Source organism: Harryflintia acetispora (assembly GCA_004340125.1).
Lineage (GTDB): Bacteria > Bacillota > Clostridia > Oscillospirales > Ruminococcaceae > Harryflintia > Harryflintia acetispora.
This window is the reverse complement of record SLUK01000022.1, coordinates 1-1,342: the sequence shown is the minus strand read 5'-3', so window position 1 is coordinate 1,342 and position 1,342 is coordinate 1. Positions and strand designations below refer to the sequence as shown.

1 protein-coding gene is annotated in these 1,342 nt (G+C 68.8%); it reads left to right on the top strand.

Features of this window, described 5'->3' with window-relative positions; genetic code table 11:
• Positions 1–90 precede the first annotated feature (90 nt).
• Entirely contained in the window at positions 91–1,218 is a 1,128-nt protein-coding gene (locus EDD78_RS13840; RefSeq protein WP_132085324.1) for an enolase C-terminal domain-like protein, read from the top strand.
• The last annotated feature ends 124 nt before the right edge of the window (positions 1,219–1,342 follow it).

Genomic DNA, 1,342 nt, shown 5'->3' with positions numbered 1-1,342 from the left:
CTCGGTGGGGGGCGACGAGGAGTTCCTGGTCAAGCAGGGCACCGCCACCCTGCAAGGGATGAAGGAGCTGTTTCAAAAGGAGGTGGCGCGATGAAGATCACCGGGATGTCCCTGACCCTCTTCCCCTGGGAGGGGCTGCAAGGGCTTTCGGACGCGGCCTACGGCAGCGGCTTTGGCGAGGTGCAGCTGGGACTGCTGCGCATCCACACCGACGAGGGGATGGAGGGAAACGCCTTCCTCGGTTCGTCGGTCTGCCCGGCCACGGCGGACGCGGGGAGCCTGATGGAGGCGCTGCCGCCGGTGCTGCTGGGGCAGGACCCGCTGCTGCGGGGGGAGCTCTACCGTAAGATCGACGACTGGCGGCAGCGGCGGCGCACCACCCGGCGCGCGGTCGGCGCGGTGGATATCGCGCTGTGGGATTTGGCGGGCAAGAAGGCGGGGCTGCCGCTCTACCGGCTGATCGGCGGATGCCGCGAGGAGGTCGCGGCCTATGCCAGCTCCCAGTCCCTGCCCGGGGTAAAGGACTACACCGAGGAGGTGCTGCGCTGTAAGGAGGAGGGCTGGAAGGGCTACAAGATCCATCCCCCGGCGAGGGATTGGCGGGAGGATATCGCCGTCTGCCGCGCGGTGCGCACGGCGGCGGGGGAGGGGTACCCGCTGATGCTCGACTCGATGTGGAGCTACGACTACGCGGGCGCGCTGCAGGCCGGCCGCTCTCTCGAGGAGCTGCGCTATGAGTGGTTCGAGGACCCGCTGCCGGAAAACGACGTGGCCTCCTACCAAAAGCTCTGCCAAAAGCTCGACATCCCGGTGATGGCCACCGAGTATCCCGGCTACGGGGTGCAGGGATACGTCCCCTGGCTGCTGCAGGGGGCGAGCGACTACCTGCGCGGCGACGTGGCGGTCAAGGGTGGGCTGACCCCGGTGCTGGGGGCGGCCAAGCTGGCCGAGGCATTCGGGATGGAATTTGCCATCCACCACGGGGCGAATTCGCTCAACAATGTGGCCAACCTGCACGCGGCGCTGGCCATCCCGAACTGCCGTTGGTACGAGGTGATGCTCCCCGACTGCGGCCAGCGCTTCGGGCTGCTCGACGAGCCGCGCCCGGACAAAAACGGGATGGTAGCGGCCCCGAAGGCTCCCGGGCTGGGGGCGAAAATCGACCGCGAGCGCATCGGGCGCACCGCCACGGCGACTCTGCGCGCCGGGAAATGCTAGAAGGGAGGCATGAGGATGAAACGCTGCCAAGTCGGGGTGATCGGCCTGGGCTTCGTCGGGATGGCGCATATCGACGCGCTGCGCCGCCTGCCCGGGGTGGAGGTGGCCGCCGTCTGCACCCCGG

Excerpts from the sequence above, each read along its gene's own strand:
- EDD78_RS13840 (WP_132085324.1), top strand. The coding sequence starts at position 91 with ATGAAGATCACCGGGATGTCCCTGACCCTCTTCCCCTGGGAGGGGCTG.